Genomic DNA, 25,802 nt, shown 5'->3' on the forward strand with positions numbered 1-25,802 from the left:
TTGCATTATCACGCTCCTCATCACATGCAAGCTGGCAGCATCGGGGCACGTTTCGCCATTGCCCCCACTGAGTCTGCTATGAATTCAACTACCGCCCCGACCCGTTCATGGGCCATCCACCCGTTCCACGCAGCCGTACTCGGCGGTGTGTGGCCATTGTTTCTCGGCGCACTGCTGAGCGACTACGCCTACTGGAGCAGCTATCAGATCCAGTGGAGCAATTTTGCGTCCTGGCTGCTGGTGGGCGCGATGGTGCTGACCACCATTGCCCTGGTGTGCGCCATCGTCGGGATGGTGCGCGGAAGCCGTAACCTGATCTATGTCATCGCGCTTGGCGCTGCATGGATCGTCGGCTTCTTCGACGCCCTGCATCACGCCCGCGATGCATGGGCCATCATGCCTGCAGCGCTGGCGCTGTCTGCGATTACGACATTGTTTGCGTTGGTTGCGACCTGGGCGGGATTGTCCGGTCTGCGCGTAGGAGGTGCACGATGAAGCGTCAGACCACCAGCATCATCACGGTTTCCATTCTCGCTGCAGCGCTGGCAGCATGCGGCAAGGCACCCGAGCTCAACCAGCGCGGCGCAAGCCCCGAATTGCCCGCGCCCGATCGCGGTCTGCTGCCCGACATGACCATTGCCGAACCGGCCGCCTGGAACGAGCGCAAGCCGACGGTACCTGCGGGCTATCGTATCGCCGCAATCGCCACGGATCTGGGCATCCCGCGCCAGACACTGGTGCTGCCCAATGGCGACATCCTGGTGGCCGAAGGCCGTGGCGGCGGCGCCCCCAACCTCAAACCCAAGGACGTGATTGCCGGCGCGATCAAGGCCAAGGGCACCTCCAAGGCCAAGAGCGGCAACCGCCTCACCTTGCTGCGCGATGCCAATGGCGATGGCATCTATGAGTTGAAGACGGTGTTCGCCGACAAGCTCAACGCGCCGTACGGGCTCGCGCTGGTGGGCAGTGCGCTGTATGTGGCCAATCAGGATGCGCTGGTGCGCTTTGACTATCGCGATGGCCAGACCCAGGCGAGCGGGGCGCCGAGCAAGGTCACCGACCTGCCATCAGCCATCAATCACCATTGGACCAAGGCGCTCACTGCCAGCGCAGACGGCCGTTACCTGTATGTGGCCATCGGCTCCAACAGCAACATCACCGAACGCGGCATGGCCGTCGAGCTCGACCGCGCGCAGATCTGGCAGGTGGATGCCGCAACCGGCGCGCACAAGCCGTATGCCACCGGCATCCGCAATCCCACCGCGCTGGCCATCCAGCCAGGCAGCGGCGCGTTGTGGGCAGTGGTGAACGAGCGCGATGAAATCGGGCCCAATCTGGTGCCCGATTATCTGACCTCGGTCCGCGAGGGCGGCTTCTACGGCTGGCCTTACAGCTACTGGGGCAAGAACGTGGACGCGCGCGTCATGCCGCAAGACCCGCAGAAAGTGGCATCGGCGATCGTGCCGGACTATGCCCTGGGCTCGCACGTGGCGGCACTTGGCGTTGCGTTTTCGTCTGCCGCGATGGGCGCCAAGTTCGCCGATGGCGTGTTCGTTGGCGAGCATGGCAGCTGGAACCGCGATCCGCCGGTTGGCTACAAGGTGGTCTTCGTGCCGTTCCGCGACGGCCGCCCGGCAGGTGACCCGATCGACTTCGTTTCCGGCTTCCACGGCGACGATGGCAAGACCCGCGGCCGCCCGGTTGGCGTCACCGTCGACCCGCGCGGTGCGCTGATCGTTGCCGACGATCTGGCGAACATCATCTGGCGCATCACGCCGGAGACTGCGGCTGCTGCGCCGCAGTAACCAGAAGCGAGCTGTGCAGACTCCGATCCCGGGCCCGCAAGGTCCGGGATCGGAACTGCAGTCAGCTACGCCTGCGTTGAGGTCGTTCGTTGCGACGGTGCCTGCGTGTTTCATAGTTTGAAGACGCAAGTGCGCATGACACGAACGCTTGTGTGCCAGGCACGTGGGCCTGGTGCAAGACACAACTTCTGCGATGGGTCCGCCGCAGAATCGCGCAGCGGTTTGCTAGCATCGCCACATCAAGGATGCAGAGCACACATCCATGCTGCCGACGAAATTTCCCGAGCCGGATATGTTCCTTCCAGGCCAGGGCGAGCCCGCCTTGCGGTGGGGCGTATTAGGGCCTGGAAAGATCGCATCTGCATTCGTCGGTGCGTTGCGTAGCAATACCAACCAACGTCCCTTCGCGGTGGCCTCGCGCAACCGCGAACGGGCCCAGGCCTTCGCCGATACCTGGGCGGTGGAATACGCCTACGACAGCTACGAGGCGCTTGTGCGCAACCCGGACGTCGACATCGTCTACGTTGCCACGTCGCACACCGAACACCTGGAGCAGGGCCTGCTGGCCTGCGTGCGGGCAAGCATGTCTTGATCGAAAAACCCATCACTACCTGCGCGGCGGATGCGCGCGTGTTGTTGCAAGAAGCACGTGCGCGCGGGCTGTTCCTGATGGAAGCGATGTGGAGCCGTTATCTGCCCCACACCTCGGTGCTACGCAAGCTGCTGGCCGATGGAGCGCTGGGCGATGTGCGGCATGTGTTTGCAGACCTGAGCCAGTCGGGGCCCCGCAACCCATTGCACCGGCAACGCAATGCCGCAATCGGTGGCGGCGCGCTGCTCGACCTGGGCGTTGATGCCGTGCAGTTCTCTTCGATGACTCCTGGCGCTCCCAGCGCAATCAACGCGATTGGTGCGCGCACGCAAACCGGTGTCGACGCGTATTCAACCGTGGTGCTGTCGCATGGCGGGCATGCGCAATCCACTCTTATCAGTTCCATCGTGGCGCGTAGTAGTTCCACCGCCTACGTCACGGGAAGCGCCGGACGCGTCGACCTGGCAGGCGATTTTCATAACCCGACCACGCGGCGTCTTGCCGGCAATGATGACTCCATAGAACCGCTGCTTTGGACGGATACCACCGGCGTCGCTGGCTATGGGGGGGCTCTCCTGGCAAGCGACTGCAGCCGCGCGCTATATCGGGCAAGGCTTGAAGGAATCGCCGTTGCATCCGCTCGATGAAGTCATCCAGATCATGACGACACTGGACGTGGCGCGCTCGCAACTGGGTGTGGTGGCAGGCCAATAACCGTCGGTGGCAGAGCGCGGGGCAGGGCACCTACCAATCCTGCACGCAAGAGCAGCCAATAGAACGGCTGCGCTCACCGCCATGCGTTCGCGGCCGGGCCCGGAATCGGCGTGACGTGGCGGCGATAAGGGCCATCTCGCATGGAGGGCATCTCGTGCGTTTCATCCGTATTGAGGGCATCAAAAAGGCGTCCCCACCAACGCGGGGCGCCCTTCTACCCGCGGGTTCAAAGAAGTCAGCGCGACGTGCTGCTCGTGAATTGAACCCAACGTCACGGCAGGTCGCACTTGAGTTTACCGTCCACGTAATACGGCTTGGGAACATCCGGATTCTTGCTGGTCTTCTCGAACACCACTTTAAACGAGCCAGGATCCGGCGTGCCGTTGCGCGATGTGCAGGCTTCCTGCAGTTTCTTCTTCACCGCCGCGATGCCCGCATCGCGATTGGCGCCGTCGGCGCTATTGGTCAGATTGGCAACTTCGGCGTAGGCCATCGGGCTCAATGCCGCCAGGCAACCAGCGAGGATGGTCGTGTCTAATGTCTTCATACATGCTCCTTTGTCGTGTCGCTCACCCGCTGCAGCCACCCTGCAGCGCCGACAGCATAAGTGCGCCGCGTCAAGCGCCCGTGCGCGATTGCAGCGGGCAGGACCTCATCCTAGTCCACTGAATCATTGAAATCGGATGCATGATCCCCAGGTAGTGTGTCATGCAAAGAACGAAGTTGACGATCCAACAGCGTGCTGAATTGGAGGCGGTGATGCGCAAGCGTCACGGCAACGCCGCTTTGGTGCGCCGCGCGCGGTGTGTTGTGCTTTGGAGCGATGGAGAACGTCGAGTCCACATACGCACTAAGCTTGCCTGCAACGACGCATTCGTCTCGAAGTGGACGGCGGCGTTTGAGGCGCAAGGACTGGCCGGGCTGGTGTCGGTGCATCCTGGGCGTGCGCCGAAGATACCGACGGCCAAGCTGGAAGCGCGTGTGCTCAACCGCACGCTCAAGCACAAGCCCAAGGACGGTTCGACGCACTGGAGCAGTCGCAAGCTGGCTGCCGAGCTGGGCAATGTGTCGTTCTCGGCCGTCCAGCGCATTTGGCGCAAACACGGCGTGCGTCCGCATCGGTTGGACACCCACATGGTCTCCAACGACCCGGAGTTTGAGACCAAGGCCGCAGACGTGATCGGCCTGTACCTGGACCCGCCTGCGCACGCGGTGGTCTTCTGCGTGGACGAAAAGACCGCGATCCAGGCGCTGGACCGCAAGGACCGGATGCTTGCATTGGCACCCGGACGCGCGCAAAGCCACGGATTCGAATACAAGCGTAATGGCACACTGAGCCTGTTCGCCGCGCTCAATACGGGCACTGGCGAAGTGCTGGGCAAAACGGCAGCTCGTCACACCAGCGAGCAGTTCGTGACCTTCCTCGAAGAGGTTGTCGCCAGTCAGTCCAACGGCCGGGACATCCATGTCATCTGCGATAACGTCAGCAGCCACAAGACGCCGCTCGTGCATGCGTTCCTGGCCGAGTACCCCCGCGTTCATATGCACTACACCCCCACCTACTCGTCATGGCTGAACCAGGTCGAGAACTGGTTCGCCCGCATCCAGCGTGATGTCATCACACGCGGGGTTTTCTCCTCAGTCAAAGACCTCGATAAGAAGCTCATGCGCTACATCCGCCAGTACAACAAAAACCCAAAACCGCTGAAATGGACCTTCGCTGATCCAACTCGACGCATCACATCCGATTCCTCGGATTCAGTGCACTAGTGACGCGTGCAATCACGAGGCGACAGCCAGCGTCGCCCATGCGACAACGACATAGCGTGTGGTCTTTGCGACCACCAGCAATGGCACAACAGCACGCAGTGGCTCGCGCATGACGCCGGCGGCAAGCGTGAGCGGGTCGCCAATGACCGGCATCCAGCTCAGTAAAAGCGACCATTTGCCGTATTTGCGATACTGTTTGATCCAGCCTTTGAATATGCCTTTAGTGAGCACAGCGTCGCTGCAATGTGTTCGGCGCATGCATGCTGGCTCACCCTGAGTTGACGATACGGCATCTACGTTAACGAATGCCTCAACCATTCACTGCCCGTGACCACCTGCCGGGCACGCTTCCACGATCATCCAGCGGCGCGCTCGCGCAGCGCATCCGTCAGCACCTGCGCACGACGCCCCAGCTTCCCACTCCCGGCTCGGGCCACACGCGTGCGCGTTGGCAGGCGTTGAGCAGATTGGGTGCGGAAAGCCTGCCACTCGCCAAGGTGCTGGAGGCGCACTACGATGCCTTGTCCATTTTCTCCGAGGCCGGCCAGGCGCCCCCACCGGCCGAGACAGTGTGGGCAGTGTGGGCTGCCGGTGGCCCAAGCGATACCGCAACATATGATGCGAACGTATGCAGCGTGTCCGGCATCAAGCCGTGGTGCAGTGCAGAGCTGGAAGTGGTGACGCATGCGCTGGTGACGGTAAAACGTGGCGCGCAGAATCCGCTTGCTGCGGTGGCGCTGACGCAGGGTCGGTTCGAGCTCGATGCAAGCCAATGGCACGGCCCCGGCATGGTCGGCATTCCTACCGGAAGCGGGCAGTTCAAGAACGCGCCGGCGGCGTTGTTGGGTGAGCCGGAATTCTATCTACAGCGGCCGGGCTTCTGGCACGGCGGCGCAGGAATCGCGGCTTGCTGGTACGGCGCTGCTACGGCCATTGCCGAGCACCTGCGCCGCTCGCCCCGCGTAATGCACAACCCGTTTTCCGCAGCGCATCTGGGAGCCATCGATGCACAGCTGTCGGCTGCGCGGCTGATGCTGCACGACCTGGCAACGACGATCGACAGCGCCCCAACCGAAAGCCACCAGTTCGCCGTCATCCAGCTGCGCAGCCTGATGGACCGCATCTGCCGCGACGTGATCGAACGCGCCGCGCTCGCATTGGGGCCCGTCTCATTGTGCTGCGATGCCGAGCATGCGCAGCGCTGCGCCGACCTGGCCGCATTCATCCGCCAATCCCACGCCGAAAAAGACGAGCAATGGCTCGGTGAGCAGCTCTCTGCACGCGAGGCCACCCCATGGCAGCTTTGAGAGGCGAGCAGATCGCAGGGCAGGGCACCACCGAAGCGCGCTGGAAGGCCTCGCGCCAGTTGAATGCGCTCCCCACGACCACGCTCGAGCAGCTGCTCGGTAGCGCGCGCCGGGTGGTCGTGGTCTCCCCGCATCCTGACGACGAAGTCCTGGGATGCGGTGGGCTGCTTGCGATGACAATCGAATCGGGAAGAGAGGTGTTGATCGTCTCGGTCACCGATGGCGAAGCGGCCTATCCGCACGAAGACGCCTGGCCGCCACCCCGGCTTGCTGCCGCGCGTCGGGAAGAGCTGCGGCATGCGTTATCGTGCCTGGGGGTTGATCCGGACAACCTGGTCAGACTGGATGCGGGAGATGGGCAAGTGCGTGCCGGTGCGACCGCACTTGGCGACCGGCTGGCCGCTCTGCTGGAACCAACCGACGCGGTGCTGGTGACCTATGCACGCGACGGACATCCCGATCACGAAGCATGCGCCGATGCAGCGGTAACCGCGGCTGCATCCTGCGCAGCACAGCTGATCCAGTTCCCGGTCTGGGCGTGGCATTGGGATGACCCGGACAACAGCCAGATGCTGGCATCGGCAACACGTCTTGCGCTTGCGCCCGCCGCGCACGCTGCAAAGATGCAGGCGATATCAGCGTTCAAGACGCAGACCGGTCACGTCACTCCCGCGCTGCGCGCTCCCATCCTTCCCGACTGGGCGCTGGCCAGATTTCGGCGCGACTTTGAGGTCTATCTGCCATGAATGCTCAAGCCAACGCCGACTACTTCGACAGCATCTACCAACAGCCCGACCCCTTCGGTTATGCAACGCGTTGGTACGAAGCGCGCAAGCGCGACATCCTGTTGGCGACCTTGCCTAAGAACCAGTTTGCACGCGGATGGGAACTGGGATGTTCCAATGGCGAGGTGACACGTGGCCTTGCTGCCCGCTGCGAGTACCTGCTGGCAACCGACCTGTCGGCAGCAGCAGTGGAGCAGGCCAAACAGCGAGTAGGCGAACGTAGCAATGTCGAGATCCTGCAAGCCTGCCATCCGCAGCAATGGCCAGTGGGCAGCTTTGACCTGATCGTGCTGAGCGAGATCGGTTACTACCTTGGCGCAGCCGAACTCGACGACCTGATCGTACGCATCCAGGACGCGCTCACGCCGGACGGACTTCTGCTGGCGTGCCACTGGAAGCATCCTTTCGAGCAGGCGCAACAGGATGGCGTCGCGGTCCATGCCTGCATCGCACGGCTGCTGACGCGCCCGCTGGCGTATCGCTACGAAGACAGCGACTTTCTGCTCGAAGCATGGACGGCGCAGCCGCTGTCGGTCGCACAGCAAGAAGGGCTGAGGTGATCGCCGTCATCATTCCGGCGCACAACGAAGCCGAGTGCGTGGCCGCGTGTCTCAGCTCGGTCTTCCGCGCTGCCTCACACCCCGAGTTAAACGAACCGGTGGAAGTCATCGTCGCCGTGGACCGCTGCACGGATGCCACGGCTGAGCTGGCGCTGGCATTGGGCGCATACGTGATCGATGTCCCCATGCCCGGCGGGGTAGGCATCGCCCGCGCCTCGGCTGCGTCCAAGGCCATTGCACTGGGCGCGGACTGGTTGGCTGTCACCGATGCCGACTCGCGTGTTCCGGCAGATTGGTTGATCGAACAACGCAGGGCAGGTGCCGGAGTATTTTGCGGCGTGGTGGAAGTAGATGATTGGCTGGACTACTCCGACGAGGTGCGGCGTAGCTTCGAACAGACCCAGCCAACCGGAGAAGGCCACGGCCGTATTCACGGCGCCAACCTTGGAGTTCGCGCCGACCTGTATCAACAGTGCGGCGGATTTTCTGCGTTGACCTGCAGCGAAGATGTTGCCCTGGTCCACGCACTGCAGGCGATCCAGGCCCCGATCGCTTGGTCACCGCGATCGGTCGTCTTGACCAGCGCCCGCCGGCACGCGCGCGCACTCGGCGGCTTCTCAAGTTTTCTCAAGCAACTGGAAGCCTTGCCGTTGGCGCCGGCATAAGCCGGCGGCGACACGCGGCCAAGTGCATCAATGGGTGGTGTTGATAGTGGCGCAACGTGTCTGCAGCGTGCTGCATCAGCCCTCAAGCGCGAGCTGCCTACTGATCACCTTCGAACCCCGGCGCGGCTACGCGCTCCCCATGCGTCGGGTGTGAACTGGTAACTTTTCGAACGCCAGGAGGATGCGATACCCAGGTCATGTTCAATCCCGGCATTAGATGGATCGGGTCTACCTTGAACAAATCGGGTTCAGATATCCACTGTTTGCAGATGAATTCATACGGTGTCAGACCCTTCAGGGCTTAACGAAGAGCGCGTCACATGTAGCCACCGCCCAGCACGCTTCCGGTGGAGGCCGACGCACCAACCATAATGCTCATCGCATTGTCGCGGGGCGGGTTTTTCGATACCACCAGGGTAATGCCCGCACTGGCAGTTATCTGGTCGTCGCTGACCTTACTGCTTGCCTGACGTCTCGGTGTAGCTGCCGTCGTTGTTGAGCGTGAGTTTGCCATGGGATCGTGCGCAGATGAAAAGGGCGCGGAGACGGTACCGTGTTTGTTGCAAGAAAAGTCCTTCCAAAATCAATTAGGGGCATGATTAGAACGGGACACGAACTGAAAACCTGGCAGAAGACGGCCAGCACGACTACACGTCATTTCGCATAATGTATAGTTTGGGCTTGCCTGAAATGCCTTTGTGACCGCCTCAGCGCGCACAGGCAAGGCGAGCGACACCCCAATCGCTAGGGACATGGCAGTCGCGGCCAATCTGCGCCATACGGCCTTTTCATCCGAGCTAATCGCGCGTGCCTCTCCCACGACCCCCAACACCTTTGCTAACGGTTCTCCCGTTAGACCGGCTAGCGTCGCGCAAACAACCGCATTCGGTAGCGATACGCCTCTCCGATAGTTGCTCACCGCTGCTGGCTTGATTCCCAGCGCTTTAGCCAATTCTGTGTCGTTCTTCGCGTGCACCGCCTTCATCGCCGCGTCGAGCAATGCATCGATTGTTGACATGATTTTCAAAGACCCTTGACATTGGATTACAAGGGGTATTGAATCACGTCCGGATTCAAAGGGTCTTTGAATCTCCCGCTCCCCGGCTCCCCTCCGGGGCACGGGTCAAGGGGCAGGGGAGGGGGCTTCATGGACACACAAGCACTTGCACTGATCGGCGCTTCCGCGCTGACCGCCATCGTCGGCCTCGCCCGATTGGTCGCCTGCATTCTTGACCGTCGCGACCAAGCTGCGCTGCGCGCACATCGCGAACAGGTCTTCATCATCGAAAGCTACGTTGAGCTTGCCGCTCCGTCAATTTCGCGACGCGTCACGATTTCCAGCGCCCAGAGCGAAATGGATGTGGTCGCATGAAAGAGTTTGCAAAGTGCATCGGCTTTGTCTGGGGTCTCGCTGCGTTCGTGTCCCTTTTCATCATCGGTGCCTACTACCTGCCTGAGCCGTGGACATGGGTGTGTGGCGTGTTTTTGTTTGTTACGCCTGCCGGTGTGCTCGCCTATCTGAGCGGTGTCGGTCATGAGTGATTCCCCATCTGTCGAATGGTGCATTTCTACTGCACCAGTGCACGGCGGTCGGCGCATTTATGTGTTGACCATCTTTGTCAACGGCAAATCCATCGAGCAAAGCTATTTCGCATCGCGTATCGATGCTGCTCAGGCGCGTGACTCTGCTATGCAGGTCTACCGTGGCTGACGGCACATGCTCATTCTGTGGCGCGACCACTGTCTATTTTTTTCCCGGTGGCCTCTGCGTCGCATGCACCGGTAAAAACGCACGCATCCGCATGCAGGAACAGCCCACGCAATCCCGTGAGTTGTCTGCGTTCGATGCATCTGTTGGCGTCATGCAGGCCGCTACGCGCCGCACTGAAATTGCCGCAGAGAAGATCCAAAAGAACAAGCGTGTGGTCGGCACAAGCGTGCGTGAGTTCGACGCTGCCCATCCGATCGCATTGACCGCTGAGGGCCAGCGCGCAGCGCTGGCCCTTGGGCTTGTCCATTACAAAACAACTCAAACGGGCGGCAAGCCAACCGGCACCGTCACCATCGAAATAGATCCCCTTCAAGCGAAGGCGCAACGGCTGCGCAAGTCCGTTATCACCGGAGCGCGTTTGCATGACCAGGAAGCACGGAAAGGTTCGCGACAAGGTGCGTGGTACATGCTCACGCTCACCTACGACGATGGAAGCAACGCAAGCCCTGGCGACGTTAGCGGCCTACTTGCATGCTTCCGCAGCCACCTCAATCGAATTGCAAATCGACGGAGCCGGTTTAAAGGTCAAAGCCTTCGTTACATATGGGTCGGCGAGCTTACTCAACGTCTCCGCCCCCACTACCACCTCCTCATCTGGGTAGCCAAAGGCATCTGGTTTGGCAAGCCCGATCAGAAAGGATGGTGGAAACATGGTCACACCAAAATGGAGAAAGCCCGCAACTGCGTCGGCTATCTCGCCAAGTACGCAAGCAAGTTCACTGCCCTTACAGCTGGAGCTTTTCCCAAGGGATTCCGCACTCACGGTGTCGGTGGACTTAACAGCGAATCCAAGCGCGAATTGCGCTGGTGGAAAGCCCCGAAAGACGCCCGTGAAGCTCTCGGCGGCGAAGCGGATATCCGCAAAGCAAAGGGCGGTTGGTTCGACAGGCTTACCGGAGAGTTCTGGCCGTCTCCGTGGAAAGTCACATTCATTTTCGGCCGGACATTCGCCTGGAAGGTAGTCCCACTATGAAAATTCAGATCTTGAGTTCCGCTGTTGCCGTCCGCTCGTTTCCTGCCCGTGATGGCAAGCCTGCAACGCACTTCCGCGAGCAGACCGCCGCTGTTTTGCGCGACGGTGATTTTCCGTTGCCGTTCACCATTGGGCTTGACGAAGATCAAGCGCCGTACACGGAGGGCTTTTACGTGATCGATCCCAAGTCATTGCAGAACAGCAAATATGGTGGCCTGGAGTTTGGTCGCCGCATTCGGCTCGTAGCTGATCAGGGTGCCAAGGCTGCGCAGCCTGCGGCGCGCGTCGCCTAATCATGTCCATGTGCGTCGCTCTCCAGCCTGACGGCACGTTGATCCCTACCGGGCAACCGGTGGCCGAGTGCAGCGGGTACGTGCTGGTGAGCGGCGCAGAGCACGGCGTCTACGAGGTCGTGCAGCAAGTGTTCCAAATGCCTGACAAAGAAGTTGCCCTCGGGTGGTTCGCAGGCACGTTGTCACTAATCGTTTTTCTCTATGTCGCGTGCCGCTTAGCCGGGTCGGTCGCGAACATTTTTCATGACACCCGGCCCTAATCAATGAGGAGAGCAACATGGATTTTGGTGGAATTACAACGGGTCTGGACGCGGCAACCATCGTCGCAGCTGCAATCGCTGCCTGTGCACTGATCGCAACGGTGGGCTTCGCCATCTGGGGTGGCAAGAAGCTGGCGAATATGTTCACCAAGTGAGCAAACGGGGCAGGGGGACGGGGCGCATTGCGCCCCTCCTTCTTTCAAGGGGATGAGCAATGTTGATCTGTCTATTTTTCGGCCTGCTCGGCATCACGTGCGGTTGGGCCGTCGTCAAGGGGATTGACCGATGAGACCCTTGTTGTTTTTGGTGCTGTGCCTACTTTCTGCAGGTGCGCTTGCGGCTACATTTTCGGACCAGGGTGCTGCGTATTCCGAATGCATGAGTGTTGCACAGAGGAACGTTAGTGCGTCACCGACTGGCCGCAGGAATCCAAGGTGTCCTGGCCCTACGTTGTTGGTTGGGACAACTTATTATTATCAGTGCCAATACGATTCTGATAATGGGGCAGCTTGGGTTGAGCAGAACTGCGGTGCGTTTTATTACAACTCCGGCGCGTCCTGTTCGGGCCGTCCTGTTAGCACGTCTGGCTGGTCGTCTGCTGGCAATGGCTCTAGTTGTTCGGCTGGCTGCACTTACGGGCCGGCTACCTCTTCTGAAACGATGACCGTGGGAGGACGCACGTACTTTAGCCTTGCGGGTGCGAAACCGAGTGGTGAGGCCTGTGTCTACGGTGATGGAACAGGTCAGCCGGTGACTAGCGAGGATTGCGTTCAGAGTGGCTCACTTACGCAGTGTGTAAAGGCTGATGGGCGGCAGTGTGCTGCGGCGTCCACTGGCAAGCAGTTCTGTTGGTCACCTGGGGAAGCTGGCGTTAAGAAGGCTGACAACAACAATCAGGCGGCGACCAAATCGCCTTCCAATACGTCTATCAACGCCCCCAAGGATGCGCCAGCGAATGGCGGCGATTGGACCGTAACAGGGCAGGGCACCGTGTCTGAAACGAAGGGCGGCACGACGACCACTTCAACGATCACCACGTTTGACAGTAGCTATGGCAACACGGGCACTGGCAAGGGTGATGGAACAGGTACGGATGGTGGATCTGGTGGAGGTACAGGTGATGGCGATGGTGAGGGTGACGATGATGGTCCTGGTGCGCCTGGGCAATCGGTCGGTGAGTTGTATCAAGGCACTGAGTTAACGGTCGATGGCTTGATGCGTGAGTATTACGGCAAGGTGAGCAACACGCCGATCCTCAATTCGATTCGCAATTTTATGATGGTGCAGGGTGGTGGTTCGTGCCCTGTTTTTGCGCTTGGCGCCACACAGTGGACGCCTAGCCTAACGTTTGACGCGCATTGTTCGGGCACGGTCTACAACGCCTTGATTGCGATGGGCTGGGTCCTACTCGCCATCGTGGTCTATTTCGCCATTCGTATATCGGTGACCTGACATCATGTTCAATTCGATCTTAAAAGCAGGGTGGTTGGCTGACCTAACCGGGTGGCTACTCGGTGCATTGAAAGCGCTGTGGGACGCCTTTGCGGAGTTCATGGGCGATCTGTTCTTGGTGTGGCTCAAGCACACGCTAGACATGGTTGTCATGGTGTTTTCGATGCTGCCAGAGCCGACGTTTCTCAGTGGCGCAAACCTGCAATCGCTGTTCGGAAGCGCTGGCGCAACGATCGGCTGGTGGATCACGGTCTTGCAGATTGACAAGTGCATGGCGGTGATCGCATCGGCGTGCGTGTTCTACATCATCCGCCGCATTTTGACCCTCGGGATTTGGTGACCAATGTTCGTTTTTAATGAGGGCGTGCCGCGCTCTGGCAAGTCGTATGACTGCATCAAAAACCACGTGTTGCCGAGCCTCAAGCGTGGCCGGCATGTGTGGGCGCGCCTTAACGGCCTCGAAGACGCTGGTTGTCGCAAGGCCATTGCCGCCTATCTGGAATTGCCAGAGAGCCATATCGAAAAATTCCTGCACCACGTCGAAACAAAGGATGTGGTGGAGACGTTCAAGGCGCGGCAGGACAAGGAAACCAAGCGGTGGGTGATCGAGGATCACTTCAAAGATGCGCTTGTGGTGATCGACGAAATCCATGAGTTCTACGTGGAGTCGCGTCAGCCGCTTGACCCGGCCACGGAACAGTTTTTTGCGCTGCTCGGTCAGAACGGCGGCGACGGCATCATCATGACGCAGATGTTCAAGCGTCTGCATGAGGCGGTGCGCGGCCGCATCGAGCGTAAGCACAGTTTCCAGAAGCTGAGCGCTTTCGGCATGGATGGCCGGTATCGCGTGACGTTCAATCACTCCATCTCTGCCGGCAAATTCCAGAAGATCGGCAGCAAGGTGGAGAAGTACGACAAGGCCATTTTTCCGCTGTATCACGGCTACGCGCCTGGGTCCACCAACACTGAGGTTTACAAGGAAGGCAGCAAGACCGTGTGGCCGTTGGTGGCCGGTGGCCTGATCATCGCGTTGGTGGTCTTCGGCCTCGCCGGCTGGTGGGTGCTGCGCTTCTTCCGGGAACCCGAGCATATGTTTAAGGATGGGCGTGTGGGCCACGCACAGGCCGCGCCAGCCTCGTCAGGAGCGCCTGCGTCAGTCGTCGGGCAGACCTTCAAGCCTGGGCAGGCTATGCCGCTTCCTGGCGCAGCTACAGCGCCAGCAGCGCCCCCGCCAAAGCCGGACCCGAAAGACAAGCTCAACCCGGAACAGCGCTTTGTGGTGGACCTCGGCGACATGGGTCGCTTGCGTCTTGCCGCGATGGCAAAGGTGGGCGAGGAAACGCGCGCCTGGGTGGAGTGGATCGACACCGGCAACAACGCGGTGCAGATGCTCGACCTCGATCAACTCCGCGATTTGGGCATGGAAGTGACCGTCGCCAGCTACGGCGTCAGGCTTAAAGCCGGCGATATCGTGCAGGTGGCCACCGCATGGCCGCGTCAGCCAAATGTGCGTGAGCCAGAGGCGCGCACCTACAACACGGCCGAGGCGGGAGGGGTCGGCGGCGGGGCGGGTGTGCGCGCCAGCGCACAGAGCCCTGCCAGAGACCCCGGCACCTCTGGAGTGACCATTGAGCGCGCACCCAGGGCGTTGGGCACGTTCCCGGAATCCAAAGCCTATTCGACGGCTACCTATACCGGTCCAACCACGTTGGATATGTAGTTTCTTGACGCGTCATATAACTAATCACCATTAGCTTTTTCTGACGCGTCAGATTAATATATAACCATCGACACGGCGGACCACTCAAATGCGCGACGAAAAAGACCCCGGCACCATCGAAATGCAGTTGCCCAAGCGTCGCGGCCGGCCTCCTGCCAATGGAGTTGCAGCGCAGACCGCCGCTGACCATAGCCGCGCATATCGTCAGCGCCGCAAGGCAGAGCAGGGCACCAGGCTGGATGACATGAGCGACATGGCCTTGGTCGATGCCATCCGCAAGGCTGTCAGCGAGGGCAATGCCAACCTCATTGTTGGTCTGGCTAACCAGCTGCGCTATCGCTATGACTGATAATTCTGACGCGTCAGAAAAAAAACCTCCGCGAGTCGGCCGGCCACCACGTGGCGATTCCGCTATGACCGATGCTGAGCGCTCTGCCGACTACCGTGCCCGCAAGGCGCGGCGTTTACGCGTGGGGCATGCTCAGCCTGGTCAGTTATCCGATGGGCTGCTGCTCGATCTCATCCGCAAGACCATCGACAACGGATCCTCCTCGCAGACCGTCGCACGTTTGGTTGCTGAGCTTGCCCGGCGCTATCCGATTAATTCTGACGCGTCAGATAAATGATTCCTCATTATCTGGGGTGTAGGGGCATAGCCCCTACGGATAACGCCTTATCCCGCGATCCTTCCGAAGTGGCGGTCTCGCCATTCTCCAAGATCCACCACGACGACCTTGACCATTGACTGCTGAACCGCCTTGCGTTTGGCGTTACGCCTGCGGACCGAATCCCGCATGTCGCTGGCATTGGCATGCCATAGCAATCCGCGCAGCCGGCGTTCTGGTATCCGTTCGCCGCTGGGCGCAACTAGATCACGGCCGGCTAAGCGCCAGCCAGCCCACGGACCAGTGAGTTCCACATGGTTGGTGACGACGCGCCGATGCAGATCTGCCGCGCAGCTATTCGGGCATTGCTCGCCAACAGGCCAGCACGGCGGGCGAAGGTCGAGATTGTAGGTATCAGTCATGCGGCGAGTTCCGTTTCGCTAGGGGAACGGTTGGGCAGGCAAGATTTGATCCAAAGCCAGATCCAGCGGAGCCGTGCGCGTGTCGCCCTCCACGCCATTTCGCATAATGTATATTATGTCATATCAGCGCGTGTCGTGATCCAACTTGAGGGTCGGCAGGGAATCGTTACGTACAGGGCCAAAAACCGCCTAAGCGATTGAAACAAAATCATAATTTCCTTGTCCCGATAGCGGCTCTCCCCGTCTATGGGGCCTGTTCAAGGACTTTCGCTGTATAGCTCAGCGGCGCCACTTCCCTATCAAGGTCGAGATGGTAGTCGCCGAAGCGATTGATGTGGCTGGTCCGATACGGCGACAGGCCGGCCAGGATCTCGGGCGTCAGTTCAATCCCCTCCTTCCGCATCTCAGCCAAGGTGCGGCTCATGCCCTCCACGTTGTGGAGGATGATCATGTTGGCGACCAGCTGGCTGTACTTGATGATCTTGCGCTGCTCGTGTTGGACGTTCTCAGCAATGATCCCCTGGCTGCCAAAGAAGACCCACTTCACGAAGCCGTTGTACTCCTCGCTCTTGTTAGTCGCAGCATGGATCGTTTTGCGGATCTCGTTGTCATCAATGTAGCGCAGCAAGAACAGCGTTCTGACGGCCTTGCCAAGTTCCCGGAAGGCGAAGTACAGCTTGTTCTTCCGACTATAGGTGCCCAGCCGGCGCAGGATCGAGGACGCGGTGATTTTCCCCAATCGGATCGAGATCACCACCCGCAGCATGTCGTGGAGATGGGTCGCGATCAGTTGCCAGTCGATGCTGTCTCCGAACAGTGCCTGGATGTTCTTATAGGTCCTGCCAGGTTCGGGCCGGAAGAATGTCAGATCCTTGATGTTTCGTATCCTGGGCATCAGCTGGATGCCCAGCATGTGGGCCAAACCGAAGACCGGGTAGCTCTGCGCCTGCGTGTCGCCATGGACGATCTCAGGCTGGATGTCGGAAGTGTTCGCCAGCAGGCCATCGAGGATGTAGATGCCCTCGTGAACGCCACAGGGAATGAAGTGGCTGAACAGCGCCACGTATTTGTCGGACACGTGGTAGTAGCCAATGCCGCCGTAGCCGCCGTAGCGGATGTGGTACTCCGACAATAGGTTGTCCTCGTAGACGCTCCATTTGGTGCCATCTGCTGAGGCGCTCTTCCCGCTGCCCCAATAGCCCGGCAGGTCGAATTTGTTGTAGGTATTGATGACCTCCACGATGGCCTTCTCAAGCACATCCTCGGTCACATATTTGAGGTTCAGCCAAGCAACCTGGCGCCGGCTGAAGCCCTTGATCGACCGCGCCGTCTGCGTCGGCCCTAGGTTGCAGCCATAGCAAAATAGCGTGGTGATCACACGTCGCGGCAGATCTTCGACTTGGCTCTCGGTACCGGCGATCGGGCGGAAAAAACGGTGCAGATCCAGCCATTGGCTGGCATCGATTAGGACATCGACGATGCTGGATTCTGGAAGCCGTTCGGCGATGAGGCGATCCACGGTGGTAATCGCGCTGGAGACTTCGGCGCGTTGCCCCTTCCGCAGCACCAGGCGCCCCTCCAGGATGTCCGCATGCACGTTCTCCGGGAAACGCCCATCGACCTCATCGGCCAGGGTGGTCAATTGTGCGCGCAACCCAGCCACGAACGACGCGGCGTCGGTGGGTAGACCTGACACCTGGCCATAGGCTTCCAGTTCCTGCGCCAAGGTGGCTTCATCGACCAGCTGCTCGCGGTAGTCATCAAACCGTTCGCTGCTGGGAATGAAGAGATCTCCGGACTTCAGTTCGTCCTTGACCTGCACCAGCACGGCCAGCTCGAAGTACTTACGGTGCATCCAGCCGGCGCCTGCTGCGCTGGCCCGCTTGCCGAACACGTGCTGACGCCAGAGCTTGGACATCCAGTCAAAGTCCTTTTCCGGGTCCGGGCCGAGGGATGCGACCTCGATCAGCTCACGGCGTTGGTTGCGCAGCGACAGCACCGCTGTGATCAACGGCTCCATGCCGGCGTCGTGGCTGGTCGCCCGTAGATTCATCAGCTCCAGCCCATTGAACAGCAGCGGCCTGACCGCGCCATAGGGCTGCAGCATGAAAGGCAGGTAATTCTTCCCGGCGTAGGCCATATGTTCTTCGCATTCGGCCAGCAAGGTCGACACTTCCGCTTCCAGGCTGTTGTCGATGGCATCCACGCGCTGACTATCGCTGCCGTCGAGCTGATAGGCCTGCAGGATCTCCTTGAGCTGGCCGATGAGGAAGTCGGCCCGCTTGGCATGTTCGAGCTGGTAAGCCAGCAGCTTCTGCTGGGCCGTGTTCTCCAGCCCGCGCACCTGCTTGATGAACAACTCGGCTGCATCATCCAGCGTCTTGGCGTGCTGGGCGCGAATGAAGATGGTGGCCAGCGCATAGCGCTTGTCCTCAGCCAATTCGGCCAGTTCGCTGGCGTCATAGGCCCGAGCCATTGCACGGAATTGCTTGAGCTTGGGCACCGGCACATCGATGGGAGGCAGTTGGTCAGCCAACTGCTGCAGCATGCGGATGTGCTGCAGATAAAAACGAACTTCCTTGTTGGTCGGCCGGCCAGGCTCGCGCTTGAGCGATTGCCAGCCAGTAAATCTGGAGCCTTCCGGTGCGCGCAGCAATTCGTCAATGAGCGTGCGCGTGGCAGGCGTCAGTGCCTGGCTGATGCTGCGGTAGTACCCCAAATTGACCCGCTCGCGTGCGCCAATGGCGGCCAGCTCCAAGGTGCGGAAGCCTGGCAGTTCGTAGCGGTGGTGCACCAGCTCTTCGAGCAGGACGTTCACGATGTCCGGGATAGTGTGCTTGGTCTGGGCTGCTCCGGTGGCCACTGTGTCCAGCCAAGACAACCCAGCTTTGTCCAAGGGACGCACCCCAATGAACTGCCGCAGCTGCGGCATATGCCGGCGCTGGCTGCCGGAGGCGTCATAGCGTTCGAGCTGGTCGGTGTCCAATACGCGCCCGAGTCGGGCGGCCTTGGCGATGTGCTTCCGGATCCGCTCGGGCACTTCGGCCAACACTGTGAAGTAACCCAAGCGCTGGAAGAGCTTGAGATGGATCAGTACCGCCAGTTGCGGACCCGGCTGGGTGGTCAGCTGCTTGGCGAATGCAATCTCAGCGGCGGTGGGGGTATAGATCTCCTCCAGTTCCTTGGCGGTGGGATCAGGCTTCAGTCGCGGGTAGGCGGTCTCGTGAAGGGTAGCCATTGGATCCGGAGGTTATGAGGGGATCAATCCCAGTGCCGGCCGTCGTCTGTATTGAGAGACGCTTCCAGGAAACACTGGTGCGTATCGGCCATGCGGTGCATGTCATCGAGCAACGTGGCCAGGATTTCATCCAGATCCCGATCGGGATCGGTGGGAACAGTTAACCGGTACTCGCTGCTGGCGGTGTTCAGACGCACTGCCTGGAACGGAGCCAAGCAGATCTCTTCAATCCGGCCCCGGGCCTTGGCCGCGCCGCGGCCCGCGCGGGCAAACGGGGTCAGCACCATGCGCAGACGGAGCTGCAGCGCAGATTTGCCCTCGGGTGCCGGCAGTGCCATCGCCGGTACCCGCGCGGTTGGACTGGGTAGGCTCGCTTCAATGCGGTCCCGGGCAAACGGGTCACGCCCATCCAGGTAGCGCATGGCCGACTGCACATCGCGCCAGCCCACGTACTCCATCAACGCCTTCATGTCCCAGCCTTGGTCGTTGGCCCAACTGGCAAAGCCGCGGCGCAACGAATGGCTGCTGTGGAGCCCCGCATCGGCAAAGCCGGCACTGGTCAACAACTCGCGTAGCAGGCGCACCAAGCTATTGGGATGGAGGCCTTCGGCGCTCACCTGGCCCCATTGGTTGACCGCCCGAAATACCGGTCCTTCCTGCAGGTCGGCCGCCTGCAGCCACACCTGGGTCGCCTCCACCGGGCACAGCCGCGACAACGCCGGCACCTTGTAGGTAACGCCGGCCGCTCTGCGATCGCCCTTGCTGCGCGGCAGGAAACAGGTCATCCCCTGTCCCGGCACCAGCGTGAGATGGGCCACGTCCAGACGCAGCAGTTCATCGCCGCGAAAGCCACGCCAGAATCCGAGCAGCACCAGCGCTCGGTCCCGTTGGTGGCGCAGCGCTGCCGCTCCGTCGCCCCGCGCGCGTGCCGCCGCGATCGCAGCGGCCAGCCAGTCGTCGAGCTCGACCAGCCGCCGAATCTGGAGCGGCGCGGCTTGCTTGACCTGCCCGGGGTGCAGGGTCTGGATGCCTTTGAGCACCTTGCGCACCAGCGGCGACCGGGTGGGATCGACAAATCCGTGGTCGCGGTGCCAAGAGGCGATGGCCGCCAGGCGTTGGCGAAGGGTGCTGGTGGCCAGGGTCTGCGCATACGCGGCCAGGTATCGGGCCACGCTGTCAGGTGTCGCTGGGAGGTGGCCTTGCCACTCGACTTCAAAGTGCCGTAGCGCCGACGCATAGCTGCGCACCGTGTTCTGGCGCGTGGCCGCATCGAGGTAGCGGTCCAGTTCGGTCACTGGCGCGTGGCCTCCACAGCGACCGGCTGCCGCAGGGTCGACAGGATGGTGCATTCCGCCCGCTGCCCGCCGTGGCAACTGGCAATCACCCGTTCCAACTCCCTGGCCATGCGCTGCAGGTCGGCCATGCGCGCCCGCACGTCGGTCAGATGGCTGCGTGCCAGCCGATCCACGTCCCCGCACGAGAGCTCCTCATCGCCGGCCAGCTGCAGCAGGCTGCGGACCTCCTCCAGGCTGAAGCCTAGGTCCCGGCCGCGCGCAATGAAGCGCAGCCGCTCGATGTCGGCCGGGCCATAGACCCGGTAGCCATTGCCCGAGCGCCCCGGGCGCGGCAGCAGGCCGATCCGCTCGTAATAGCGGATCGTCTCCAGGTGGCATCCACTGGCGTCGGCAGCCTCACTGATTTTCATTCGTAATACACTTGACTCCGTAGTAGCTACGGACTTTACGCTGAACCCCTATCCGCCGCCACTCCGGCCGCGCCGCTGCGTGTGACGACCATGCCACTGCCCATCGCCTTGATTCGCTGCTGCCTGATTGCTTTGCTGCTCGGCTGGGTTCTGCCCGCTTCCGCTCAGGCGGAACCTACCGCAGCAGACTTGCGCCAAACGTGGCAAATGCTCGATTACATCGCGGTCGACTACCCAGGCGCGGTCCAGGCCGGACGTGTTATTGCTCCCAGCGAATATGCCGAAATGAGCGAGTTTGCCGGCGCCGTCCGCAGTCAGCTGGCAGCATTGCCCGGTGGCCCGAACCAGCAGGAGCTGACGGCCCAGGCGGATCGGCTCGTCCAGGCGGTGGCAGAGAAGGCCGACCCCGCGCAAGTGGCAACGCTTGCCCGCGGGCTCGGCACGGCGCTGCTGGCCCGCTACCCGATCGGCGCCATTCCGGCGAGCCCGCCGAAGACCTCCCAGGCCGCGTCCATCTACAGCCAGCAGTGCGCGGCCTGTCACGGCCCCACAGGTCACGGGGATGGCCCAGCCGCGCAAGCGTTAAGTCCGCCGCCGATCGCGTTCACCGATGCCACTCGCGCAGCGCAGCGCACCCCCCTATCCTTGTACGAGGTCATTTCCCAGGGTGTGCCGGGCACCGGCATGGTCAGCTTCTCTGGGCTGTCAGAAAGTGATCGCTGGGCGCTGGCATTCTATGTGGGCAGCTTGGGGTACTCCTCGCAAGCCAAGGTTCAAGGTGAGGCGTTGTGGCGCACCAGTAATGAGGCCCATGCACGCATTCCGACGCTCGAAGCACTGACTCGCACGCGGGAAGACGATCTTGCCACCACGATGCCCGCCGATCAGGCAAACGCGATCATCGCCTACCTGCGTTCGCAGCCACAGGCTGTCAGCCAAGCGGTAGCAGGAGCCGATCGCTTTGCGGTGGCGCGGCAGCAACTGGCCGCCAGCCAGCGCGCTTACGCTGTTGAGGACCTGGCTCAAGCCAAAAAGCTTGCGCTCTCGTCCTATCTGGATGGAGTAGAGCCGCTTGAGCCCACGCTGGCCACGCGCAATCCGTCATTGCTGCGAGAGATCGAAACGGCCATGGCAGGCTACCGCGCGCAGCTGGACCAGCATGCGCCCGCGGCTGACGTTGCCGGGCAGGCAGCGCAAATTGCCCAGCTGTTTGATCGGGCGGACTTGGCGCTGCAGGACACCCGAATAGGCGCCAGCACCGCATTTCTGGGCAGCTTTACCATCCTGGTACGCGAAGGACTGGAGGCGCTGTTGATCGTGATTGGCATCGTGGCGTTCTTGCGTAAAGCCGAGCGGTCTGATGTGTTGCCGTATGTGCATGCGGGTTGGATTTGCGCGTTGTTGGCAGGTGCAGCTACCTGGGCAGTGGCCACTTACTTTGTTGATATCAGCGGTGCGAACCGGGAAGTCACTGAGGGCGTCTCGGCATTGTTCGCTGCCGCTGTCCTGCTCAGCGTAGGCATCTGGATGCACCAAAAGAGCCTTGCAGGACGGTGGCAGGAGTACCTGCACGCCAAGCTGACGACCGCGCTGACACGGCGCTCGGCTGTTTTTCTGTTCATGCTGGCCTTTGTCGCGGTGTACCGCGAGGTGTTTGAGACGATCTTGTTCTACATCGCGATGTGGAGCGACCAGGCGTCCACCGCCATCCTCGCAGGCCTGGTGGCGGGAATCGCGGTGTTGGCCGCGGTGGCGTACTCGATGCTGCGCATGAGCAGGCGACTGCCGATTAGCCGGTTCTTTTCGATCAGCTCGATTCTCATCGCGGTGATGGCGGTCATCCTGATCGGTAAAGGCGTGGCCGCGTTGCAGGAAGCCGGCTGGATCTCTCAAACACCGCTCGCGTTGCCGCGCATCGAATGGATCGGCCTGTATCCCACCTGGCAGTCGCTGCTGGCGCAGGTATTGGTAGGCACCGCCGCCATCGTGGGGTTCCTCGCCAATGCTCGTTCCGGTGTGCGTAGACAGCCAGGCGCAAACGAGCAATGAAACAACACAGCAGAGGACCAGGACATGAGTGATTGCGGGTGCCACCACGAGGCCAAGAACAAGGAGGAGCGGCGCATCCTCTGGATCGCCTTGGTGCTGAATGCAGCGATGGCCGTGATCGGCGGCATTGCCGGCTGGATTGCCCATTCCACCGGGCTGCTGGCCGACGCGCTGGACATGCTGTCTGACGCCACCGCCTATGCCATTGGCCTGGTCGCTATCGGGCGCACGGCGCGGTTCAAGGCCAACGCCGCGTGGGTCAGTGGCAGCGTGCTGCTGGTGCTGGGCGTAGGCGTGCTGGTCGAAGTCGGCCGCCGGGTGATGTACGGCGCCGAGCCGGTCAGCGGTTGGATGATAGGTACCGCTCTGGTCTCGCTGGCGGTGAATCTGAAAGTGCTCCGTATGCTCGCCCCATTGAAGTCCGGCGAAGTTCATCTGCGAGCGACCTGGCTGTTCACCCGAGCCGATGTGGTGGCCAACGTTGGGGTGATTCTGGCCGGCCTGTTGGTGTGGTGGCTGGCCAGCCCGTACCCGGATTTTGTGATCGGCGCCCTAATCGGCCTGTATGTGATCAAGGAGGCTTTCGAGATCTTGGGTGATGCTCGCCGGGCACGTGCCGATGCACGCAAAACGCCTGCATGACAGCGCTTGGCCGGCTGAGCTTGGCCTGCGCTGGCTGCTGCTGGCGCACTTGGTCGTGGGCCTGGTGGCACATGCCGACCATGACCCGGCAGTGGCGCCACCAGCTTCCGAGCGTGGCGTAGACGCCTTGCCGAACCGGGTTCAGCCGCTGGTGCTGTGCTGTAGCCAGGCCGCGCCAGCTCCAGAGGTAGTGCTGGCCATTGCTCATATCGGCCGGCATTGGCTCGCGGTGACAGTCCATACGAACAGGTATCGGCATGAGCACCTGCTCGCGCCGTTCCGGCCGCCGATCGCAGGGTGATGCTCGCCGGCGTGCGCCGGCCCCCTGTTGGATACCGAAAATTCTGGAGTACTTTATGCATATGCGATTGGCGGCCCTGGCCGCGTGGCTACTGTTGAGCGCGCCGGCAACGCCGGTGACAGCAGAAGAGCTGATGACCTTGGACGACGCGTTCGCGCGTGTGGCCCAAACCCACCCCAGCTGCGCCTGGTCGATGCGCGGGCCACCGTGCTCGCTGCCGAGCGCGATCAGGCAGTACAGCGCCCACCGTGGACGGTCGGTGCCGAGGTCGAAAATGCGCTGGGCACGGGCGCGGCCCGTGGCCTGGACAGCGCCGAGTTGACCCTGAGCCTGAGCTCGGTCCTAGAGCGCGGCGGCAAGCTCGACGCCCGCCGCACCTTGGCCCAGAGCCGGATTGATGCACTGGCCGTGCAGCGGGAGACCGGTCGACTGGACCTGCTCGCCGAAACGGCGCAGCGCTACCTGGCCGTGGTCGGTGCCGATCGGCAACGCAAACTGGCGGACATGGATGTCGGCCAGCGCCAGCGGACCGTGGCGGCCGCCCGGCAGCGCCTACAGGCCGGCGCCTCGCCCGAATCGGTGGTGCTCACCGCCCAAGCTGCACTGGCGCGGGCGGAGTTGACCCGTGATCGGGCCCAGCAGCAACGCATCGTCGCGCGGCAGCATCTTGCCGCCCTATGGGGCGAGCGCGCTCCCAGCTTCTAGGTGGCCGCGGCCGATCCCATGGTCTTGCGGGCGATCGCGTCCATGCAGACGATCGCTTCGCGGATTCTGCCGATGCGGGACAGATCGGGGACCGGCCGGCATTGCTCTTCCCGCAGAAGCCCCATCTGTAGGCCCGCACGCTGAGCCATTCGCTGCTGGTGAAAGTCCCGCAGGTCGAATTCAATGGCCTGGATCAGGGCTTGATTACGGGTCATCCGATATATGGGATTGCTGCAACGGCTCCATCATAGCGACCTGGCCGTTTCGGACGGTATTCTGTAAAAATGCCTGCCGAGGCGCGGATAGCGTCCTGGCCAGGTCAATATGGGCAATCAACGTCCAACAATCGGGGGTCAACCGCGCCCGTTACTGATCCAGAATAGCTCTGCACTAGTCCAAGCCGAAAGCCCGAGCAAACAGCCCAGAAAAGCCGCCCAAGCAGCACGCTTAAACCACGTCGCGGTCTGGCCAGGTCGCGAGGTCAGAATGGAATGATCGGGGCATTGGACAACAAAAGAGAGAATATAAAGCGCTGCTGAAAATGCTCCCAGAACGAGCAACCCGACCACCAGGTAATTCAGCCCCACCAAGAGCAAGCCGACGGCACCAGCGAGTATTGACCAACGTCGGGGCCGCTGCAGCCGCATTTTTTTCCAAGCGCGTAGCATTATCTGAAATGCTCCCAGCCCTGCAAAAATAGCGATCACGCAGGCGACAGCACCGCGAACTACGTCAGGAAATACCTCATTCACGCTTTGAGCCTCCTAGTGGTGGGGGCTTCAAGATCGGCGCTGAGACGGTAACCAACCCCGCGTACAACGTGGATCAGCTTGATGTCAAATCCAGCATCGACACTTTGCCTAAGCTCATAAACATGACTTCGCAGATTCCCCTTCGTTCTAGTGTGGTCACTCCACACTACTTGCTCCAACGTCCTGACGTCGACAACAGCCGGACTAGCCGCCATCAATGCTGCGAGCAACTTTCGGCTGGCCGGATAAAGGTGGATAGGCAGTCCAGCCCTAGTTGCCACCAGCGTCTCCAGATCGAGCTTCAGATCGGCCACCCTGAGCGCAAGCTTGATCGTGGCTTTTGCAAAGCGAATCACCAGCGCTTGCAATCTCGCCTCAAGCTCGGCGACGTCGATGGGCATAACCAGGCACTCATCAACACCTTCCCGGAAAAGCTCGACCTTGGTTCCAACGTCATTCTCCGGGATCAGGACGACAACTGGACTATGGGGAGGTGTGGATCGCTGCAGACGGGCGAGATGGCGCACCACAGAAGCTATATCCCTTCCGAAAAATAACAGAACGATATCTCCCACCGGCGTTGCAAGGGACATCTCGGCGAGCCGGTTGATTTGATGTCCGCGCTCAGCGAGGGCCCGAACGACGGTCAGCTCCCCCCGACTAGGCATGATGAGGTCGATCAACATGCTCGCCTCCGAGTAGCACGAAGCAGGCTG

The 25,802-nt window shown here is 61.3% G+C and carries 30 protein-coding genes and 4 pseudogenes; 23 read left to right on the top strand and 11 right to left on the bottom strand.

Annotation, left to right across the window (positions count from 1 at the left end; translation table 11 throughout):
* Positions 1–78 precede the first annotated feature (78 nt).
* The 3 genes and pseudogenes from M3O59_RS10500 to M3O59_RS10510 all read left to right on the top strand — a co-directional run bounded on the left by M3O59_RS10500 (position 79) and on the right by M3O59_RS10510 (position 3,111).
* Complete coding sequence (locus tag M3O59_RS10500; protein ID WP_064630033.1) at positions 79–495, top strand: hypothetical protein; 417 nt, start codon at positions 79–81, stop codon at positions 493–495.
* Positions 492–1,805, top strand: a complete 1,314-nt coding sequence (locus tag M3O59_RS10505; protein WP_116906949.1) for a PQQ-dependent sugar dehydrogenase — start codon at positions 492–494, stop codon at positions 1,803–1,805. The genes M3O59_RS10500 and M3O59_RS10505 overlap by 4 nt, the downstream gene beginning before the upstream one ends.
* A gap of 262 nt (positions 1,806–2,067) precedes the next feature.
* Positions 2,068–3,111, top strand: a pseudogene (locus M3O59_RS10510) (Gfo/Idh/MocA family protein).
* A gap of 271 nt (positions 3,112–3,382) precedes the next feature.
* On the opposite strand, the gene M3O59_RS10515 reads toward M3O59_RS10510, so the two are convergent.
* A complete protein-coding gene (locus M3O59_RS10515; RefSeq protein ID WP_116906947.1) occupies positions 3,383–3,658 on the bottom strand; it encodes a hypothetical protein in 276 nt (91 codons plus the stop codon).
* A 212-nt stretch (positions 3,659–3,870) separates the two neighbouring features.
* On the opposite strand from M3O59_RS10515, the gene M3O59_RS10520 reads away from it, so the two are divergent.
* Positions 3,871–4,881 (top strand): IS630 family transposase, encoded by a 1,011-nt coding sequence (locus M3O59_RS10520; protein ID WP_082925906.1) that lies wholly within the window; start codon positions 3,871–3,873, stop codon positions 4,879–4,881.
* A 12-nt stretch (positions 4,882–4,893) separates the two neighbouring features.
* Here the strand turns inward: M3O59_RS10520 and M3O59_RS10525 are convergent.
* A pseudogene (locus tag M3O59_RS10525) lies at positions 4,894–5,073 on the bottom strand (DedA family protein); the annotation flags it as partial.
* Between the two features lie 596 nt (positions 5,074–5,669).
* Here M3O59_RS10525 and M3O59_RS10530 point away from each other — a divergent pair.
* Genes M3O59_RS10530 through M3O59_RS10545 form a run of 4 tightly spaced genes read left to right on the top strand, consistent with a single transcriptional unit; the run spans position 5,670 to position 8,198 of the window.
* Positions 5,670–6,188 carry an acyl-CoA dehydrogenase family protein gene (locus M3O59_RS10530; RefSeq protein ID WP_116906993.1) on the top strand — a complete coding sequence of 173 codons (519 nt, stop codon included), beginning with the start codon at positions 5,670–5,672 and terminating at the stop codon, positions 6,186–6,188.
* Positions 6,176–6,934 carry a PIG-L deacetylase family protein gene (locus M3O59_RS10535; protein ID WP_064630041.1) on the top strand — a complete coding sequence of 253 codons (759 nt, stop codon included), beginning with the start codon at positions 6,176–6,178 and terminating at the stop codon, positions 6,932–6,934. The genes M3O59_RS10530 and M3O59_RS10535 overlap by 13 nt, the downstream gene beginning before the upstream one ends.
* On the top strand, positions 6,931–7,533 hold the full coding sequence (locus M3O59_RS10540) for a class I SAM-dependent DNA methyltransferase (protein ID WP_064630043.1): 603 nt from the start codon (positions 6,931–6,933) through the stop codon (positions 7,531–7,533). The genes M3O59_RS10535 and M3O59_RS10540 overlap by 4 nt, the downstream gene beginning before the upstream one ends.
* Positions 7,530–8,198, top strand: a complete 669-nt coding sequence (locus tag M3O59_RS10545; protein ID WP_116906992.1) for a glycosyltransferase family 2 protein — start codon at positions 7,530–7,532, stop codon at positions 8,196–8,198. The genes M3O59_RS10540 and M3O59_RS10545 overlap by 4 nt, the downstream gene beginning before the upstream one ends.
* 199 nt (positions 8,199–8,397) lie before the next feature.
* Here M3O59_RS10545 and M3O59_RS10550 read toward each other — a convergent pair.
* Both M3O59_RS10550 and M3O59_RS10555 read right to left on the bottom strand, forming a co-directional pair.
* A pseudogene (locus tag M3O59_RS10550) lies at positions 8,398–8,496 on the bottom strand (IS481 family transposase); the annotation flags it as partial.
* Positions 8,497–8,781: 285 nt separating this feature from the next.
* Positions 8,782–9,216 (bottom strand): DUF3693 domain-containing protein, encoded by a 435-nt coding sequence (locus M3O59_RS10555; RefSeq protein ID WP_373418969.1) that lies wholly within the window; start codon positions 9,214–9,216, stop codon positions 8,782–8,784.
* 129 nt (positions 9,217–9,345) lie between these two features.
* Between M3O59_RS10555 and M3O59_RS10560 the strand changes: the two genes are divergently transcribed.
* The 12 genes from M3O59_RS10560 to M3O59_RS10615 all read left to right on the top strand — a co-directional run bounded on the left by M3O59_RS10560 (position 9,346) and on the right by M3O59_RS10615 (position 15,293).
* The gene (locus M3O59_RS10560) at positions 9,346–9,570 is read left to right on the top strand and encodes a hypothetical protein (protein WP_249046990.1); all 225 of its coding nucleotides are present in this window, start codon (positions 9,346–9,348) and stop codon (positions 9,568–9,570) included.
* The gene (locus tag M3O59_RS10565) at positions 9,567–9,740 is read left to right on the top strand and encodes a hypothetical protein (protein ID WP_181920689.1); all 174 of its coding nucleotides are present in this window, start codon (positions 9,567–9,569) and stop codon (positions 9,738–9,740) included. The genes M3O59_RS10560 and M3O59_RS10565 overlap by 4 nt, the downstream gene beginning before the upstream one ends.
* Positions 9,733–9,909: a hypothetical protein gene (locus M3O59_RS10570; protein ID WP_249046991.1), complete on the top strand. Its 177-nt coding sequence runs from the start codon at positions 9,733–9,735 to the stop codon at positions 9,907–9,909. The genes M3O59_RS10565 and M3O59_RS10570 overlap by 8 nt, the downstream gene beginning before the upstream one ends.
* Before the next feature lie 91 nt (positions 9,910–10,000).
* Positions 10,001–10,942, top strand: a complete 942-nt coding sequence (locus M3O59_RS10575) for a rolling circle replication-associated protein (protein WP_249046999.1) — start codon at positions 10,001–10,003, stop codon at positions 10,940–10,942.
* Entirely contained in the window at positions 10,939–11,235 is a 297-nt protein-coding gene (locus M3O59_RS10580; protein WP_116906995.1) for a single-stranded DNA-binding protein, read from the top strand. Before M3O59_RS10575 ends, M3O59_RS10580 begins: the two co-directional genes overlap by 4 nt.
* A 2-nt stretch (positions 11,236–11,237) precedes the next feature.
* Positions 11,238–11,495, top strand: coding sequence for a hypothetical protein (locus tag M3O59_RS10585; RefSeq protein WP_116906996.1), 258 nt, complete (start codon positions 11,238–11,240; stop codon positions 11,493–11,495).
* 17 nt (positions 11,496–11,512) lie between these two features.
* Entirely contained in the window at positions 11,513–11,650 is a 138-nt protein-coding gene (locus M3O59_RS10590) for a hypothetical protein (protein WP_164739998.1), read from the top strand.
* Positions 11,651–12,245: 595 nt separating this feature from the next.
* Positions 12,246–12,947 (top strand): hypothetical protein, encoded by a 702-nt coding sequence (locus M3O59_RS10595; protein WP_249046992.1) that lies wholly within the window; start codon positions 12,246–12,248, stop codon positions 12,945–12,947.
* A 4-nt stretch (positions 12,948–12,951) separates the two neighbouring features.
* On the top strand, positions 12,952–13,287 hold the full coding sequence (locus M3O59_RS10600; protein WP_116906998.1) for a phage coat protein: 336 nt from the start codon (positions 12,952–12,954) through the stop codon (positions 13,285–13,287).
* Between the two features lie 3 nt (positions 13,288–13,290).
* Positions 13,291–14,667: a zonular occludens toxin domain-containing protein gene (locus M3O59_RS10605; protein WP_249054629.1), complete on the top strand. Its 1,377-nt coding sequence runs from the start codon at positions 13,291–13,293 to the stop codon at positions 14,665–14,667.
* An 88-nt stretch (positions 14,668–14,755) separates the two neighbouring features.
* Positions 14,756–15,016, top strand: coding sequence for a hypothetical protein (locus M3O59_RS10610; RefSeq protein ID WP_116906999.1), 261 nt, complete (start codon positions 14,756–14,758; stop codon positions 15,014–15,016).
* Between the two features lie 64 nt (positions 15,017–15,080).
* Positions 15,081–15,293: a hypothetical protein gene (locus M3O59_RS10615; RefSeq protein ID WP_249054631.1), complete on the top strand. Its 213-nt coding sequence runs from the start codon at positions 15,081–15,083 to the stop codon at positions 15,291–15,293.
* Positions 15,294–15,340: 47 nt separating this feature from the next.
* On the opposite strand, the gene M3O59_RS10620 is transcribed toward M3O59_RS10615, so the two are convergent.
* The 4 genes from M3O59_RS10620 to M3O59_RS10635 all read right to left on the bottom strand — a co-directional run bounded on the left by M3O59_RS10620 (position 15,341) and on the right by M3O59_RS10635 (position 20,637).
* Positions 15,341–15,694 (bottom strand): hypothetical protein, encoded by a 354-nt coding sequence (locus tag M3O59_RS10620; RefSeq protein WP_249046994.1) that lies wholly within the window; start codon positions 15,692–15,694, stop codon positions 15,341–15,343.
* 244 nt (positions 15,695–15,938) lie between these two features.
* Positions 15,939–18,932 (bottom strand): Tn3 family transposase, encoded by a 2,994-nt coding sequence (locus M3O59_RS10625; RefSeq protein WP_116906662.1) that lies wholly within the window; start codon positions 18,930–18,932, stop codon positions 15,939–15,941.
* A 23-nt stretch (positions 18,933–18,955) separates the two neighbouring features.
* Positions 18,956–20,227: a site-specific integrase gene (locus M3O59_RS10630; protein WP_116906661.1), complete on the bottom strand. Its 1,272-nt coding sequence runs from the start codon at positions 20,225–20,227 to the stop codon at positions 18,956–18,958.
* On the bottom strand, positions 20,224–20,637 hold the full coding sequence (locus M3O59_RS10635) for a MerR family transcriptional regulator (RefSeq protein ID WP_101364857.1): 414 nt from the start codon (positions 20,635–20,637) through the stop codon (positions 20,224–20,226). Before M3O59_RS10635 ends, M3O59_RS10630 begins: the two co-directional genes overlap by 4 nt.
* Positions 20,638–20,727: 90 nt before the next feature.
* On the opposite strand from M3O59_RS10635, the gene M3O59_RS10640 reads away from it, so the two are divergent.
* From M3O59_RS10640 to M3O59_RS10650, 3 genes and pseudogenes are all read left to right on the top strand, one after another.
* Positions 20,728–22,686, top strand: a complete 1,959-nt coding sequence (locus M3O59_RS10640) for an FTR1 family protein (RefSeq protein ID WP_116906660.1) — start codon at positions 20,728–20,730, stop codon at positions 22,684–22,686.
* A 24-nt stretch (positions 22,687–22,710) separates the two neighbouring features.
* Positions 22,711–23,328 carry a cation transporter gene (locus M3O59_RS10645; protein WP_005413376.1) on the top strand — a complete coding sequence of 206 codons (618 nt, stop codon included), beginning with the start codon at positions 22,711–22,713 and terminating at the stop codon, positions 23,326–23,328.
* A gap of 356 nt (positions 23,329–23,684) precedes the next feature.
* Positions 23,685–24,331, top strand: a pseudogene (locus M3O59_RS10650) (TolC family protein); the annotation flags it as partial.
* Here M3O59_RS10650 and M3O59_RS10655 read toward each other — a convergent pair.
* From M3O59_RS10655 to M3O59_RS10665, 3 genes are all read right to left on the bottom strand, one after another.
* Positions 24,331–24,549 (bottom strand): hypothetical protein, encoded by a 219-nt coding sequence (locus M3O59_RS10655; protein WP_116906659.1) that lies wholly within the window; start codon positions 24,547–24,549, stop codon positions 24,331–24,333. The pseudogene M3O59_RS10650 and the gene M3O59_RS10655 overlap by 1 nt on opposite strands.
* Before the next feature lie 138 nt (positions 24,550–24,687).
* The gene (locus M3O59_RS10660; protein WP_147308562.1) at positions 24,688–25,086 is read right to left on the bottom strand and encodes a hypothetical protein; all 399 of its coding nucleotides are present in this window, start codon (positions 25,084–25,086) and stop codon (positions 24,688–24,690) included.
* Positions 25,083–25,772 (bottom strand): response regulator transcription factor, encoded by a 690-nt coding sequence (locus tag M3O59_RS10665; RefSeq protein WP_116906658.1) that lies wholly within the window; start codon positions 25,770–25,772, stop codon positions 25,083–25,085. Before M3O59_RS10665 ends, M3O59_RS10660 begins: the two co-directional genes overlap by 4 nt.
* Positions 25,773–25,802: the final 30 nt, after the last annotated feature.

Source organism: Xanthomonas nasturtii, from assembly GCF_023337365.3.
Lineage (GTDB): Bacteria > Pseudomonadota > Gammaproteobacteria > Xanthomonadales > Xanthomonadaceae > Xanthomonas > Xanthomonas nasturtii.

What these genes read in the sequence shown, in the direction of transcription:
- M3O59_RS10500 (WP_064630033.1), top strand. Translation starts at nt 79, where the DNA reads ATGAATTCAACTACCGCCCCGACCCGTTCATGGGCCATCCACCCGTTC.
- M3O59_RS10505 (WP_116906949.1), top strand. Translation starts at nt 492, where the DNA reads ATGAAGCGTCAGACCACCAGCATCATCACGGTTTCCATTCTCGCTGCA.
- M3O59_RS10515 (WP_116906947.1), bottom strand. Translation starts at nt 3,658, where the DNA reads ATGAAGACATTAGACACGACCATCCTCGCTGGTTGCCTGGCGGCATTG.
- M3O59_RS10520 (WP_082925906.1), top strand. Translation starts at nt 3,871, where the DNA reads ATGCGCAAGCGTCACGGCAACGCCGCTTTGGTGCGCCGCGCGCGGTGT.
- M3O59_RS10530 (WP_116906993.1), top strand. Translation starts at nt 5,670, where the DNA reads ATGGTCGGCATTCCTACCGGAAGCGGGCAGTTCAAGAACGCGCCGGCG.
- M3O59_RS10535 (WP_064630041.1), top strand. Translation starts at nt 6,176, where the DNA reads ATGGCAGCTTTGAGAGGCGAGCAGATCGCAGGGCAGGGCACCACCGAA.
- M3O59_RS10540 (WP_064630043.1), top strand. Translation starts at nt 6,931, where the DNA reads ATGAATGCTCAAGCCAACGCCGACTACTTCGACAGCATCTACCAACAG.
- M3O59_RS10555 (WP_373418969.1), bottom strand. Translation starts at nt 9,216, where the DNA reads ATGTCAACAATCGATGCATTGCTCGACGCGGCGATGAAGGCGGTGCAC.
- M3O59_RS10560 (WP_249046990.1), top strand. Translation starts at nt 9,346, where the DNA reads ATGGACACACAAGCACTTGCACTGATCGGCGCTTCCGCGCTGACCGCC.
- M3O59_RS10565 (WP_181920689.1), top strand. Translation starts at nt 9,567, where the DNA reads ATGAAAGAGTTTGCAAAGTGCATCGGCTTTGTCTGGGGTCTCGCTGCG.
- M3O59_RS10570 (WP_249046991.1), top strand. Translation starts at nt 9,733, where the DNA reads ATGAGTGATTCCCCATCTGTCGAATGGTGCATTTCTACTGCACCAGTG.
- M3O59_RS10575 (WP_249046999.1), top strand. Translation starts at nt 10,001, where the DNA reads ATGCAGGAACAGCCCACGCAATCCCGTGAGTTGTCTGCGTTCGATGCA.
- M3O59_RS10580 (WP_116906995.1), top strand. Translation starts at nt 10,939, where the DNA reads ATGAAAATTCAGATCTTGAGTTCCGCTGTTGCCGTCCGCTCGTTTCCT.
- M3O59_RS10585 (WP_116906996.1), top strand. Translation starts at nt 11,238, where the DNA reads ATGTCCATGTGCGTCGCTCTCCAGCCTGACGGCACGTTGATCCCTACC.
- M3O59_RS10590 (WP_164739998.1), top strand. Translation starts at nt 11,513, where the DNA reads ATGGATTTTGGTGGAATTACAACGGGTCTGGACGCGGCAACCATCGTC.
- M3O59_RS10600 (WP_116906998.1), top strand. Translation starts at nt 12,952, where the DNA reads ATGTTCAATTCGATCTTAAAAGCAGGGTGGTTGGCTGACCTAACCGGG.
- M3O59_RS10605 (WP_249054629.1), top strand. Translation starts at nt 13,291, where the DNA reads ATGTTCGTTTTTAATGAGGGCGTGCCGCGCTCTGGCAAGTCGTATGAC.
- M3O59_RS10610 (WP_116906999.1), top strand. Translation starts at nt 14,756, where the DNA reads ATGCGCGACGAAAAAGACCCCGGCACCATCGAAATGCAGTTGCCCAAG.
- M3O59_RS10615 (WP_249054631.1), top strand. Translation starts at nt 15,081, where the DNA reads ATGACCGATGCTGAGCGCTCTGCCGACTACCGTGCCCGCAAGGCGCGG.
- M3O59_RS10620 (WP_249046994.1), bottom strand. Translation starts at nt 15,694, where the DNA reads ATGACTGATACCTACAATCTCGACCTTCGCCCGCCGTGCTGGCCTGTT.
- M3O59_RS10625 (WP_116906662.1), bottom strand. Translation starts at nt 18,932, where the DNA reads ATGGCTACCCTTCACGAGACCGCCTACCCGCGACTGAAGCCTGATCCC.
- M3O59_RS10635 (WP_101364857.1), bottom strand. Translation starts at nt 20,637, where the DNA reads ATGAAAATCAGTGAGGCTGCCGACGCCAGTGGATGCCACCTGGAGACG.
- M3O59_RS10640 (WP_116906660.1), top strand. Translation starts at nt 20,728, where the DNA reads ATGCCACTGCCCATCGCCTTGATTCGCTGCTGCCTGATTGCTTTGCTG.
- M3O59_RS10645 (WP_005413376.1), top strand. Translation starts at nt 22,711, where the DNA reads ATGAGTGATTGCGGGTGCCACCACGAGGCCAAGAACAAGGAGGAGCGG.
- M3O59_RS10655 (WP_116906659.1), bottom strand. Translation starts at nt 24,549, where the DNA reads ATGACCCGTAATCAAGCCCTGATCCAGGCCATTGAATTCGACCTGCGG.
- M3O59_RS10665 (WP_116906658.1), bottom strand. Translation starts at nt 25,772, where the DNA reads ATGTTGATCGACCTCATCATGCCTAGTCGGGGGGAGCTGACCGTCGTT.